11 protein-coding genes are annotated in these 13979 nt (G+C 44.5%); 5 read left to right on the top strand and 6 right to left on the bottom strand.

All coding sequences use genetic code 11. The features are described 5' to 3' along the window. Nucleotides 1-17: 17 nt before the first annotated feature. A complete protein-coding gene (locus R50345_RS02410) occupies nt 18-3104 on the bottom strand; it encodes a DEAD/DEAH box helicase (RefSeq protein WP_042123786.1) in 3087 nt (1028 codons plus the stop codon). Nucleotides 3105-3604: 500 nt separating this feature from the next. Here R50345_RS02410 and R50345_RS02405 point away from each other — a divergent pair, with 500 nt between their 5' ends. Then, on the top strand, nt 3605-4381 hold the full coding sequence (locus tag R50345_RS02405) for a TspO/MBR family protein (RefSeq protein ID WP_042123784.1): 777 nt from the start codon (nt 3605-3607) through the stop codon (nt 4379-4381). An 83-nt stretch (nt 4382-4464) separates the two neighbouring features. On the opposite strand, the gene R50345_RS02400 is transcribed toward R50345_RS02405, so the two are convergent. The 5 genes from R50345_RS02400 to R50345_RS02380 form a co-directional block, all read right to left on the bottom strand. Further along, the gene (locus tag R50345_RS02400; RefSeq protein ID WP_042123782.1) at nt 4465-4845 is read right to left on the bottom strand and encodes a RidA family protein; all 381 of its coding nucleotides are present in this window, start codon (nt 4843-4845) and stop codon (nt 4465-4467) included. A gap of 93 nt (nt 4846-4938) precedes the next feature. Then, nucleotides 4939-5604, bottom strand: a complete 666-nt coding sequence (locus tag R50345_RS02395) for an oxidoreductase (RefSeq protein ID WP_156114708.1) — start codon at nt 5602-5604, stop codon at nt 4939-4941. A 24-nt stretch (nt 5605-5628) separates the two neighbouring features. After that, entirely contained in the window at nt 5629-6900 is a 1272-nt protein-coding gene (locus tag R50345_RS02390) for an MFS transporter (RefSeq protein WP_042123781.1), read from the bottom strand. A 95-nt stretch (nt 6901-6995) separates the two neighbouring features. Next, a complete protein-coding gene (locus tag R50345_RS02385; RefSeq protein WP_042123779.1) occupies nt 6996-8408 on the bottom strand; it encodes an ATP-binding protein in 1413 nt (470 codons plus the stop codon). Between the two features lie 169 nt (nt 8409-8577). Continuing rightward, nucleotides 8578-8781 (bottom strand): CsbD family protein, encoded by a 204-nt coding sequence (locus tag R50345_RS02380; protein ID WP_042123776.1) that lies wholly within the window; start codon nt 8779-8781, stop codon nt 8578-8580. Between the two features lie 437 nt (nt 8782-9218). Here R50345_RS02380 and R50345_RS02375 point away from each other — a divergent pair, with 437 nt between their 5' ends. From R50345_RS02375 to R50345_RS02360, 4 genes are all read left to right on the top strand, one after another. Further along, a complete protein-coding gene (locus R50345_RS02375; protein ID WP_042123775.1) occupies nt 9219-10109 on the top strand; it encodes a hypothetical protein in 891 nt (296 codons plus the stop codon). 48 nt (nt 10110-10157) lie between these two features. After that, nucleotides 10158-12038, top strand: coding sequence for an FAD-dependent oxidoreductase (locus R50345_RS02370; protein WP_042123773.1), 1881 nt, complete (start codon nt 10158-10160; stop codon nt 12036-12038). A gap of 245 nt (nt 12039-12283) precedes the next feature. Next, nucleotides 12284-12733 carry a hypothetical protein gene (locus tag R50345_RS02365; protein WP_042123771.1) on the top strand — a complete coding sequence of 150 codons (450 nt, stop codon included), beginning with the start codon at nt 12284-12286 and terminating at the stop codon, nt 12731-12733. An 18-nt stretch (nt 12734-12751) separates the two neighbouring features. Next, the gene (locus R50345_RS02360; RefSeq protein ID WP_042123769.1) at nt 12752-13732 is read left to right on the top strand and encodes a polyprenyl synthetase family protein; all 981 of its coding nucleotides are present in this window, start codon (nt 12752-12754) and stop codon (nt 13730-13732) included. The last annotated feature ends 247 nt before the right edge of the window (nt 13733-13979 follow it).

Genomic DNA, 13979 nt, shown 5'->3' with positions numbered 1-13979 from the left:
TAAAACTCATATCTATCTTACATCCAGTCCTGATCCTGCAATTCAATAAGCTCCTTCAGCTCATGATTAGACATCTCAGTCAACCATGTTTCGCCAGAGCCTACAACTTGCTCGGAAAGATTTTTCTTACGTTCAATCAATTCATCAATGCGTTCTTCCAACGTACCTTGGCAAATCAGCTTATGCACTTGAACATTTTTATCCTGACCAATCCGGAACGCCCGGTCTGTCGCCTGATTCTCAACTGCCGGATTCCACCAACGGTCGTAATGGATAACATGGTTAGCCCTTGTAAGGTTCAGCCCTACGCCACCCGCTTTAAGCGAAAGTACGAAGAAGGATGGACCTTTCCCCTCTTGAAAATCATGGACCATCTCGTCGCGCTCTCGTTTTGGAATTCCGCCGTGCAAGAACAATGGTGCCGTTCCATAACGTTTAGTCAGCTTGCTAACCAAGAGCTCACCCATTGCTACATATTGAGTAAAAATCAACGCAGATTCTCCGACTTCCGCAATGCTGTCCAGAATCTCGAACATGACCTCCATTTTACCGGAATGTTCATTTCGCGGACCCCGCCCTTCTTCTTTGCGGAAGAGCTGTGGATGATTACAAATCTGCTTCAACTTCGTCAGAGAAGACAATACGAGTCCTCTGCGAGCCATCCCACTGCTCTCTCCAATTACGCCAAGCATTTCATCCACAACACCCTGATACAGGGCTGCCTGTGTCTCCGTCAGCGGACAATAAGACTTCAGCTCCAGCTTCTCCGGTAAATCTTTAGAGATATCCGGATCACTCTTTAAGCGCCGTAACAAGAATGGGGACACCAAACGATGCAATTCCCGCAGTCGTTCTCCCCCCTCACCAGACACATAACGCTGCCGGAAGGAATGGTAGGTCCCTAAATAGCCCGGATTTAAAAAGTGAAAAATAGACCATAATTCCCCTAGTCTGTTCTCTACCGGAGTCCCTGTCATAGCTATGCGATGCGGCGCTGATAGCTTCATCACACTTTGTGCCTGTTTCGTCCGATGATTCTTAATATACTGGGCTTCATCCAGCACCACAGTGGACCAGTGAACATTCGCTAAATCCTCACTATCACGGCCCGCTAAGTGATAGGTCGTCAATACGATATCATGACTGGCAGCCAGTTCTAAAAAGCTGTCCCCCCGCACACGGCGTCCACCATGATGAATGTGAACCTTGAGCGAAGGTGCAAAGCGCTGTAATTCCCGTTGCCAGTTCCCCAGAAGTGATGTTGGACATAGAATCAGCACAGGCTCCTGCTTCTCTTCAGGTGGAGCACTTAATGCCCGATCCAGCAGGCAGGTGATGACCTGCACCGTCTTCCCGAGACCCATGTCATCAGCCAGACACACTCCAAAGCCCAGACCACTAAGGACTGAAAGCCACTGATAACCGCGCTCCTGATAAGGTCTTAGCGTTCCATGCAGACCTTCAGGCACCGGGCGGACCGGAAGATTACGCAAAATGTCTCCCCGCATCAGCGATGACAATAGCCCGGATGTTTCCATCCCCGTGACCGACATCCCTTTCCAGAGTCGCTCATCGCCATCCTCAGCCTCTAGCCGCATCCAATCGGCTGCGGTCATTTCCCCATTTTCGTGGCGTTTCATATATCTAAGAACCTGGCGAATTTCTTTAGGGTCTACTTCAATCCATTCCCCGCGGAAACGTACAAAAGGTACGCCAGCTTCCACTAATGCGTTCAATTCTTCTTCGCTGATTGTACTCTCCCCAAGTGAAGCTTCAATGCGGAATGAAATCAACTCTTCCATCCCAAGAGCCACAGGTGCAGGACTATCAATTCCACTAACATTCGGCTGCATTTTCATCTTCATGCCAATCCGGCGGCGTCCCTCACGGCTCCAGCGCGATGGCATCTGCACGGTTATTCCCCGCTCACGCAGCTGCTGCACCGTCTCCTTCAAAAAGAAATAAAGACGCTCTGGTTCCAAATCCGCTCCCGTGGGTGCAGGCTTATCAAGAGCGCGCTGAATATCAGGAGAGATTCTTGCTGCTCGCCCCAGCGCTATAAGAAGCTGCTGCTGTATATTGCGATAGCGTTTGCCCCATAACGTAAACTCTCGCTCCTTACTGCTCCAGATGGATTTCGCCGGAATCCAGAATTCGCCCTCTTCCTTGTTCTCTGCCCAGAAGGTTAACCGCCAGATTTCGTCATTATCTCCAGGTGGCTCGAGACGTAGCCCAAGACCCAGCTGACCGCTCCGCGCTTCTTCAGGTTCAGATTGCGGCACATCACTTCCAGCGGTCTCATTCACGGTAGCCAGAAGATCTGTCACCTCTGCTTGAGTTCCCTGAACAGGTATATCCCTGCTTCCTGTAAGAAGGCTATTCCACCATAACTCCGTTAAAGGGGAATAACCGCGGCGATAGTTGGCTTTGTAAGGTGTAAGTTCACTTTCAATGCCCGCAATCACTTTCTTTATCTCTGCAGTCATTACTGCCTGCATAAAGGAGTACAACACATAGGCGCCAGCCTCTTCCCGCGAGGATAAATCCCCCGCCTCAGCGATATGCGTCCCTAGAGCCAACACCGGCATGGATGCTGCCAGCTGCAGAAAGATCTCCTTATCCTCCTGCTTTCGAAAAGCCGGAGACCAGCAGACTGTTGCTGCCTGTTCACCACCACGTCGACGCGAACCTACCGGACGCGGTGGCAAGGCTCCTGGCGTAACTCCCCCAGTACCCATCAGCTCCAGCGCAAAGCGGGCTGCCGCTGCCCAATAGCGCAATTCGCCGCCAGGCTCCACTCCCTGATCTCGGCACAACGTCTCATCCCATGCCAGAAGTAGTTCAAATGCATCGCTAGGGACTAAGGCAAGCCCTTCGAATGTCCGCCCGGGCAATCCACGTCGTGCTGGCTTTCCCTCTACAGGAGGAGCCGGATATTTCACTTCTGCCAACCGCAGAGCAGCACTCGCAAAGGGGCGCACTCCTCCCTGCAGCTCCAGCCGCTTCACCACTCGGGTCCAAGCGTCAACCTTAGGCTCCGAAGTTTCGCCAGAGAAGCAAAATAACACATCCCCCAACCATATTGCATAAAGGTGCTTAGTCATCGGTGATCTCCTGTCTTTTAAGCAAGCAAAAAAAGAACCAGTCGCCACCATTTGGTGGTAACTGCAACCTTTTCCGCGAGAAATAAATTTTGAAGCTATACAAGTAGAAGTAGTTTCTCCATCCGTTTAGAGATGAGATACGCTCCTGTAAGAAATATAAGGATAAAGAACTAGGATAAAACTAATCTGCTCTTGAATCTTCATCTCTTCATCTTATACGAAAAAGCGCTGATTTAAAAACGTTTCTGCATTTTTTCTGCAGATTTTTATGCAAATAAAGTTGAAGTACATAGAAACACCCATAAATTTGATTCAATTCAGCATATTTTCAATCAATGTTCTAGTCACTATCGTAAAATACCCTGCACCACTACCATGCTATCCATGAATATTGTGACTCACAAGTCATTTATTTTCTATTTATAGTCTTAATTGTGCTGAAAGCGGGTATATTTTAAGTAGGTATTACCCTATTAAAAAAAAGCTAGGGAGTGAATTCTTTGAGACGTTATAATCCTTATAAATGGTGGAATCTTCTGTTCTTCCTAGGTGTGATCATTGTCAATGTACTCTCAGTGACCTTGCCATTAGGCGGAAACAGCACCGGTGAAATTTCCGACAAATATCATACCTACTTGACCCCTGCTGGTTACGCTTTCTCCATCTGGTCACTAATTTATCTACTCTTAGCCGGCTTCGTCATTTATCAATTCCGACCAAATACAAGCACTCGGGATTCTATACAAGCCATTGGTATATGGTTTGTTCTGAGCTGTATTTTTAATATGAGCTGGCTCTTCCTCTGGCAATATTTATACATTGAGCTCTCTCTGGTCGCTATGGTGCTCATGTTAATCACACTGATTGTCATTTATCGAAAAACACGCCTGATCGCAAATCCTACTTCAGGCGAGAATTGGCTGGTGAAGTTACCCTTCAGTATATACCTTGGCTGGATCTCTGTGGCCACTATCGTGAACGTCAGCGTTGTTCTGGAGAAGAATCATTGGGAAGGTTGGGGCCTTAGCGGTAGCACTTGGGCCGTTATCATGCTCTGCGTGGGGACTCTGCTTGCGGTTGTGGTCAGCTATCCTTACCGAGATAGCATCTATCCACTCGTATTCGTATGGGCTTTCATCGCGATTGCCTTGGAACAAAAAGAGGCCAGCAATGTCTATATCACTGGCCTGATTACAGCAGGGCTCCTGCTGCTTTACAGCATCTGGCTACTGCTTACACCGCGTCGTAATAGGTATAACAGATACAGAAGTTACTGATCCTAATATAACAATGGCAGACTAGGGTTATCCACCTTAGCCTGCCATTTTGTAAAATAATAAAAGTGCAAAAAGATAACGTCTTATTTCTTCCGAGCTACCGCTTCAATCTCAACAAGTCCGTCTTTAGGCAGACGCGCAACTTCAATGGCACTGCGGGCAGGATAAGGTTCTTTAAAGAAGGTGCTATACACCTCATTAACAGCCGCGAAATCATTCATATCCTTTAAGAAAACAGTTGTCTTTACTACATGGTCCAGCGTTGCACCAGCTTCTTCAAGAATGGCTTGTACATTGCTAAGCGCTTGACGCGCTTGTTCTTGTACGCCCTCCGCCAAATTTCCCGTTTCCGGATTCAGACCAAGTTGTCCAGAAGTGTATACCCAGCTACCCGTGGTGATGGCCTGACTATAAGGACCAATTGCTCCGGGTGCTTTTGTTGTAGCTACTTGTTTTTTGCTCATTTTACTACCCCTTTCCATTATGCGCTGATCATTTATTGTTCATTGTAAGTCCTGTTCTCATCTTAATGCAAATTTATTAGAGCCCCTGAGAGCTTAGCGTTTCCCAATCACATGAATTACTTCATTCATATAAATATGTAATCCATGGGTATCTGCAGAAGCAATGTTCACCATAGCTCTTGCTACTGTAGTGCCAGGTATGGCACGATATTGAGCTGCTTTGCCCACCATTACGGGATCCAGCACTTTCATCAATCCAGCTCCGACTCTTTCTCCTAATCTGAATTCTTCACGTTGGCCCAATAACAAGGAAGGACGAAATATATGCAAGCCTTGAAATCCAATAGCGGTTAACCCTTCTTCCGCCCTTCCCTTAGTCCGACTGTAGAAATTACGCGATTTCGCATTTGCTCCTATCGAAGAGACAACCAAAAACTGTTTAATACCCTGTTCTCTCGCTATGGCTGCAGCATCAAGCGGATAATGTAGATCGACTCGTTCAAATTTTTCTTGTGAACCCGCCTTCTTTATCGTGGTCCCTAAACAACAGAAGATAGAATGTACCCCGTCGAACGATTCTGTATAGTTCCTTAGGTTTTCCCAATCTACAACGATTTGCTTAAGCTTGGGATGTTCTATGGCCAACGGTGTCCGTACAAGCACCCTCACTTCTTCCCAACCATCGCGATTTAACAATTCCTCCGTAACCGCTTTGCCTACCAATCCGGTGGCGCCTAATACCATTGCTATCCTTAACAAGGAATAACCCCCTTTACTTCTTATTCAGTCCTTTAGAATACGACGACCTAACAGAAACGCAAGCGCAATCATAAGCGTCCCTACCACCAGCTGCATACCGTATACTTGAGTCCATTGCGGCCAGTGCGCAATTCTTTCATATAGTTGCCCCCCAATAAGCGGACCAAAAAAGGATGATAAACCCGTAAGCGCCGCATATGTAGCCATATACATCGGACGCTCTTTTTTCGGCGTGTCTCCAATAATAAAATTAAAGGCCAGCTGGTTGAAACCGCCTACACCAACACCAAAAACAATATGAGCCGCAAATAACACCGGCAGCATCGGCATCACCGATAAGAGTCCCCACATCAATGAAGACAATGCAATAATAGGCAAAGTAAAAAACAGCAGTCGCTTATTGCTGTATTTCGCATTTAGATTACCCCAAACGTAGAAGCTAGCCATCATAAACACAGTCTGGGACACATTAAGCAATGACAACGTTTCATAATTAATATGAAGCAACTGCAACATGACATAAGAATATAGCGGAACCGTTAGGTTCTGCAACAACAGCCAGGCAGCCAGAAACAAGGTTGATTTCATAAATAATGTATCTTTAAGCGGTTTCTTAAACATAGGCAAAAACTTATGCTCTTCCGATTTCTCGAAAGGCACATCCGGATAAAAAAAGAACACTACGACATTAGATAACGAGAAGATCCAGACAACAATATATAGAATCAGAAAACCATGACCACCGGGATAACGATCCAGAATAATACCGCCGCCATACATAACCAAACTTCCAAGTGCATTCAGGACCGTGTTGCGAATTCCAAAATAACGTCCACGTACACGCGCTGGAACCAGATCGCTAATCACTGAGCTCCACAGCACACCACCAGCGGTATTGGCAATAAAAGCAGTCGTGTATAAAGCAATAAATGCGATAACCCAATATTCTTTAGGAAAAATAAACGGGATCAGTCCCGTAGAACCCCAAAGTATCCTATGCAGACCGATAAAAGTAACCATGGCCCATTTGCGACTTGGCAACTTCTGAATTAAAAAAGCTACACCGATCTGCGCCACGTTAACTAATGTAGTAAGCGCTAGCACAAATCCGATTTGACTAGAGGAGGCTCCTAAATATAGAAGGAATCCTGTTAGAAACTGCCCTTGCAGCAGTACCTGAAAGATAGTTGAAGGCACACCTTCCAATGTTGCTATACGCAGATTTCTGCGATGTACTGAGGGTTTACGAGTACGTTTTGAAACCGTAACCTGATGTTTATTTTCCATGTTGTCCATAGAGGCGGTAACACTCCTTTGATGCGGCATTGGCTTCATTCTACTCCGCATCAATCTACTGTCAATACGCCAAATCACCAAATAATATTGGAGCTTTACTCACTATCCGTTTCAAGGGGCAAATAAAGTGAAAATGTACTTCCCTTCTCTTCCTCACTCTCCATAGAAATGAACCCGCCGAGCAATCTGGCCAAATCATTACTAATAGAAAGTCCTAGTCCTGTTCCACCATATTTCCGGTTAGTAGTTCTGTCTGCCTGTTGAAAGGCTTCAAAGATCATGTCATGCTTCTCCGGCGGGATTCCTATACCACTATCCTCCACATCAAATACAAGCCAACGCTGAAGGGTATCCCCTTCCCCACCTTCCTGCTTGTGGATTTGCAGCGATACGTAACCTGTCTTTGTAAATTTAATAGCATTAGAGAGCAAGTTACGCAGAATCTGCTGCACTCGATGTGGATCGGAATGAATCATTGTAGGGACATTCTCATCCATAGAGATATGAAATTCCAGTCCTTTTTGCTTGGCCGTCACAGCGAACTGTATAGCCAGCAACTCTGGAATCTCGCTAACATTTAATTCTTCATTTATAATATCCAGTCGTCCCGCCTCCACCTTGGACAGATCCAGAATATCGCTGATGATCATCAACAATTCATCCCCCGAACGATGGATAATGGCCGCATACTCCTTTATTTCTTCTTCAGTAAGTGAATCATCATTTTCTTCAATTAATTGCGATAAATTTATGATGCTATTCAGTGGAGTTCTAAGCTCATGCGACATGTTTGCGAGAAATTCCGATTTGAATTGAGACGCCATCATTAACTGATTAGCACGTTCTTCAAGTACAAGCTTATTCTTATGCAATTCTTCAGTCTGAGCAGACAGCTGTTCGTTAGCACGCTGGATCTGCTCATTCCTTAGGAGACCAAGTTGAAAATCACGGATAATTAATGAAAATAAAATGCTTAGAATTAACCCCGCAGGGAACGTAATTGGCATAATCTCTTTTATGTACTCTTCCACTGGGATAACGCCTAATATCATAATGTTTATTGCATTCATTAGATTTATGATCAGAATAACGATCAAACCCTGATTCACTATACTGAGGGTTGAACGTCTAACCCAGTAACTAAGTGCGGCGCAAATAAATCCCAAAATAAACAAATTAATCATCCCTGCCACCGCTGCCTCGTTCACCCCAAAGGTTAACCTTGTAAGTCCCGTTCCTATACCAATCAACACAAGAGTAATAGGCCTAGGATACGCCAGCGTCGAGATAATTAGAGGTACAAAGCGCAAATCAAAGATCACATGGTCGTCCAGATTATAACCAAAAAGAGTACTGACCCAACCGGCAAAAATCGCCAGGATCACCCAGCTTACCTTCTTTATTCCTACCGTTGCATTTGAAATTGTATGTTTATATATCAGATTAGCCAAATAGGCCACGGCTATAAGAATTGCGGTATTCCCGAAAAATATTTTAAGATACCCCATAGATTCGCTCCCGGTAGCACAAGATAAATTACAGATTTCATCTCATAATAATACCATAGCTTAACCTCCGTTCGTCTAATTGTTGCATAGGAAGAGCGCAAATCGTATACGATTTGCGCTCTTCCTATAACATTATATATTTAGGTATTTATAGCATTAGCTAATTTACTTAATCACGATAGGAACGTCCCCAGCTTTGATACTCTTTTTCCGCTTCATCTTTCGAATGACCATAACGCTCTTGCAGTTTCCCTACCAATTTATCCTTCTCACCATCAATCACATCAAGATCGTCATCAGTAAGCTTGCCCCATTGCTTCTTGGCCTCGCCTTTGAGCTGTTTCCATTTTCCTTTAAACACGTTGTTATCCATTATATGCTCATCTCCTTAGCTGAATTAATTAGGGTACTGTGTTATCGTTACATTACCCTGTCCTATTCCCCCTGAATCTGACCCGTTCTAAAATAAGTCACATCCTGTCAAATAATAGTTTAAAAAAAGGTATTCAAATCCTTTAAAATTTGATATAATCCAGATATAAATTAAACATTTAATTTTTTAAGTGATTTTTTTCACATGAGTTATCTGCTCTATGTGCTAGAATGCCCTCGGAGCTGAAACAACATCGTTAAATTTTTTTCTATTGTATGCCGATATATGTCATGACACTGTTAGAGTTTGGCACTTCACCCCATGATTAAAGTGACAAATATCATTTATAAAGTGATTTTTATCACTTCGCATTACTATTAAAATGTTTTACATTTTAATATATATATTTTAAACTATATTTTTGGAGGTCATAACAAATGAAAAAAACATCAGTAATCTTGTCGACTGCCCTTATCCTAGGTAGTTTGCTCGCAGGTTGTGGAAACAACACAGACAACACCCCGGCAGCTACTAATGCTCCAACAGAAAACAGTACAGCTACTAATTCCACTAACACAGGAACTGAAGCAGCTAAGTACAAAGACGGAACTTACTATGCTACTGCCGATGTTGATGCTAAAACTGGCTGGCAATATTTCGCACTCTTAACTGTAGAAGGTGGAAAGATCACTAAAGCTGATTGGGATGCATTTAACGTAAACACTGCTGGCGACATGAAGAAAAAACTTTCCGAAGATGGTAAATATGGCATGAAAGCTGGTGGTGCTTCTTCTGAATGGCACGAGCAAGCAGCAAAAGCTGAAGCTTTCCTGATTGAAAAACAAGATCCAGCAGCTATAACTTTTGACGCTGAGGGGAAAACTGATGCTATCTCCGGCGTATCTGTACACGTATCTGACTTTGTGAAGGCTGCTCAAGCTGCTTTGGCTGCTGGACCTGTTGAACCTGGTCAATACAAAGACGGAGGCTACCATGCTGAAGGCGAAATGGATAAAGACTCTGGTTGGAAATCCACTGTTGACTTGACTGTTGCTAACGGTAACGTTGTTGCTGTTAAATTCAGTGGTGTAAATGCTGCTGGCGACGACAAGAAACAATTCTCCGTCGATGGTAAATACGGTATGAAAGCTGGCGGTGCTTCCGCTGAATGGCATGAAGAGATCGCTAAAGTTGAGCAATACTTCCTTGAAAAAGGCGCTGCTCCAGAACTTACAGCTGAAGGTAAAACTGATGCAATTTCCGGCGTGAGTATTCATGTTGGTGAATATTTTACACTTGCTGAAAAAGCACTCGAAGGCGCGAAATAATTTCGCATAACCTACTGCAGTTAATCAGACGAATGAGGTGAATTTCTTTTGAAAAAAATAGTCATTTTGGGCGGCGGCTACGGCGGCGTACTCACGGCTAAGAAACTGGCAAAGAAATTTAAGAAAAACAAAGATGTTGAAATTACTCTGATCGACCGGAATCCATATCACACTCTATTGACTGAGCTGCATGAGGTTGCCGCGAACCGTGCTCCAGAGGATTCAATCAAGATCGATCTTAAGAAAATCTTTGCTGGTCTTAAAGTGAATGTTGTTCTTGACGAAATCAGCAATATTGATTTCAAGGGTAAGAAACTCAAATCTAACAAAACTACCTATGCGTACGATTACCTTGTAATCGGTACAGGTAGCAAACCAACTTTCTTCGGTATTCCAGGTGCAGAAGAGAATACCTTCTCCTTCTGGTCTTACGATGATGCGGTAGCATTGAAACGTCAAATCCGCGACATGTATACCAAAGCAGCTATGGAGAAAAATCCAGAAGTACGCCGTGCAATGCTAACTTTTGTTATCATTGGTGCCGGCTTCACTGGTGTCGAGCTAGTTGGGGAAATGGCTGAGCAACGCGAGGAACTATGCAAGGAGTTCTATATCGACCCATCCGAAGTAAGATTGATTGTGGCTGATATGGCTCCGAAGATTCTGCCTATCCTTCCAGATAAGCTGATACAAAAAGCCGAAGCTCACCTACGCAAGCTGAACGTGGAAATTGTTACAGGCGCTAAGATCACTGAAGTAGGCGAAGGTAGTGTTGCCCTTGGTGAGAAAAACGTCGTTGCTTCACAAACTATTGTTTGGACTGCAGGTGTTGAAGGTTCCGAAATCGTAGGTGGACTTGAAGTACAACAACAAGGCCGCAAACGTATTGTTACGAATGAGAACCTTGAAAGTGTAGATCATAAGAACGTATATGTAGTAGGGGACAACATTTTCTTCATTCCTGAAGGTGAAACTCGTCCTGTACCACAAATGGTTGAGAATGCTGAACAAGCAGCTCCGATCGTTGCTGGTAACATTGCAGCTGACATTCAGAACACTGCTAAAAAAGCATACAAACCAGGTTTCCACGGTACCATGGTATCCATCGGTAGCCGCTACGGTGTAGCAAACGTTGGTTTACCAGGCAAGTTCTTTATGCTTACTGGATTTATGGCAATGCTATCCAAACACTTTATCAATATGTTCTACCTGTCTCAGGTTGTAGGCTTCAATAAAGTTTGGACTTACATGATGCATGAGTTCTTCCATGTTGAGAACCGTAAGAGCTTCTTGGGCGGACACTTCTCCAAGCGTTCACCTAACTTCTGGCTCGTTCCGCTTCGCATGCTGCTTGGTGGAATGTGGTTATATGAAGGTATAGATAAGCTACGGAAAATTTGGGTAGATCCGAACAAGATATTCCTGATTCCAGCCGCTCCTTTTGCAACGGATGCTTCATCAGCAGCCAGCGTAGCGGTGGATGCAGTTAAAACAACAGTAGACGCACAATCTGCAGCTTCAGCAGTATCCACTGCAAAAGAAGCGGTTGAAGCATTACCAGTTCCTGGATTCGTATATAATATTACGAACTGGTTCATGGACTTGATGTTCTACAACAACGACGGAAGTTATACTTTCCTCGCGAAATGGTTCCAAATCGGTATGGTATGTGCAGAAATCGTGTTCGGTATTATGCTCATCGTGGGTCTGTTCACAGCTATTGCTTCTATAGCGACGATAGCCATGTCCGTCATGATCTGGTCGACCAAAATGGCTTCTACAGAAATGTTATGGTATGTTGGTGCGGGTATCGCCTGCATCGGCGGATCGGGCAGCACATTTGGCCTAGATTACTATGTACTTCCTTGGCTTAAGAAACATTGGAAGAGAGTTCCGCTCGTCAGACGATGGTATCTATACACCGACTGATTATAATGCCCTGAATTCGTGTAATTTATTTTAAAACAAATATGTAGATTACATGTCAGTATAGTTAAATATGGATGTACTTCAGAGTAATGTGTCCCTAGGACACATTACTCTCCTTATTTACAAGAAGGAAATAATCCTCCTAATATCAGGAAATGGTTTATTTCTTTTTTAATGAATGGTTTTGTAGGGATGATCAGGGGTATGGTTTCTTCCGGCAAAACCGACAAGAAGGAGAGAATCTTGTGAACAAACAACTCATAGAAGATACCCTCCGGTTGTTGCATACTGAAATGTCACCTATTGCCGGAATCCAGCTTCAACCCTCTCCGGCGGCATGTGAACAGCTACTCTCGGTACTGGAACGCCATGATCTGGAATACAACCGCAAAGTCAATTTGCTGGGTATTTACACTATTCTCACTTTGGCAGCAGAGCGCCATATGGAATGTATCCCACATCATCCCGACCTTACCCGCAACATTTTGGATGGAGATTATTTGTATAGCTTTTATCTGCAGTTTGCGGTGAAATGCCGTGAGCTCGACCTAGTTGCTTACCTGGCTCCTTCGATCAAAAAAATGCAGATTAGACGGTCAAATGGAGACTTCGCGGAACAAGATCCGGCGGCTGGAATCGAACAGTTCTTGATTCAAGAGTGCAGACAGCGCAGTCGCACTAGTAAAGCCATTTGACAGGTGGGATTTCATAAAATGAAGCTTCATGAAGCCTTAAATATAGACATAAATGAAATCAATCGCGAAATCGTAAACCTTGTAGCACGTGATAAAGATGTTCCTAAGAAATCTCAGCTCGCGCAGAGTGTTCTTGAACTTATAAATTCAGGTGGTAAACGCCTCCGCCCTCTTATGGTCATTGTTGGCAGCCGATTCGGCCTAAAGGATACAGGTCGTAGAGCGCTTCAATTAGCTGCTGCCGCTGAATTTATTCATGTTGCCTCATTAATTCATGATGATATCATTGACGGTTCTGAGTTACGGCGGGGCGGTCCCGCCTTACATATGAAGACGGGGACATTGCCAGCTGTTCATATCGGCAATTATATGTCTGCACGAGTCATTGAACTTCTAAGTAAATATACCGGTGACAAAAATAAGTACGTCCATGACTTATCCTCGGTAGCTACCGCACAGCTATGTCTGGGTGAATATCAGCAGATGGAACATGCTTTTGATTATGACATTACCATGGAGCAGTACTTGGAGAAATCCTTAAACAAAACTGCCCTACTTATGGCTACCTGCTTACGTGTTGGTGCGTTATCTACTGAAAGCACCGAGGAAGTTGCCAACCTCCTTTATACCTTCGGAGAAGCCTTAGGGATGTCTTTTCAAATCCAAGATGACTTGCTCGATTTCACACAGTCTGAGGCTGTACTCGGTAAGCCAGCCGGTAGCGACCTTCGCCATGGTCAGGTAACCTTACCTGTACTCTTCGCATTGCGGGACCCGGAGCTATCACCTGTGATCCGTGCAATCGGCCCTGACTCTTCAGACGCAGAGGTAGCTCATGTGCTCGCCCTTATTAACAGTAGCGATGCCCTATCACGCTCTGAAAAGGTCAGCCAGAGCTATCTGGATCAAGCCGCAGCTATTGTTCAGCAGCTCTCCTCCTATCCGGCGCATGCCGATCTGGATACGCTGCTGCAATATTTTGCTGGGCGCGATCGCTAAGCAGATGCTCTTAAAGCAATCGAAAATGGATACCAAAACGGATATCTCCCTTTCACTTGGGCAGGTATCCGTTTTTTTCGATTAAATAAGCGTTTCTTGTAATAATATTTACTTCAGACTATTATTTCTTTGCTTAAGAAGCATTACTGAAGAAAATACTGCAGCATACCCCGGAACAAGCTCTATTAGCTTAGCTCCTGAAATCAAACTCGTACCTAAACCAACCACACACAGTCCTACGGCAATT

This window comes from Paenibacillus sp. FSL R5-0345 (assembly GCF_000758585.1).
Taxonomy (GTDB): domain Bacteria; phylum Bacillota; class Bacilli; order Paenibacillales; family Paenibacillaceae; genus Paenibacillus_AQ.
Note: the sequence above shows the minus strand (reverse complement) of the source record. Positions and strands in the feature narration are given on the sequence as shown.